Below are 238 nucleotides of genomic sequence, written 5' to 3' on the forward strand. Positions count from 1 at the left end.
ATTTCCTTGGTCCGGTCGGCCACTGACATGTACATGGTTACGATGATCATCAAAGCGGAAACCAACAGTGATATCCCGGACACCCCGGCCAAGATGTTGGTGATCAAGCTGATGTAGGTTTCAATCCGCGAGATCATTGAGGAAACGGCGTTGGCGGTGAAGACGCGCTTGTGGTTGGTCTTGATCTGGTTGATCTGCTTGGCGCAGGACTTGGAGTTTTCCATCGTGTTCGCCGTCA

1 protein-coding gene is annotated in these 238 nt (G+C 52.1%); it reads right to left on the bottom strand.

The genetic code is table 11. The features are described 5' to 3' along the window. Window positions 1-224, bottom strand: a 224-nt coding sequence (locus L9G74_RS21995) for a hypothetical protein (RefSeq protein ID WP_326521535.1), incomplete at its 3' end; no start/stop codon positions are given. Between the last annotated feature and the right edge of the window lie 14 nt (window positions 225-238).

Origin of the sequence: Shewanella electrica, from assembly GCF_022321485.1 — a bacterium.
GTDB classification, from domain to species: Bacteria; Pseudomonadota; Gammaproteobacteria; order Enterobacterales; family Shewanellaceae; genus Shewanella; species Shewanella electrica.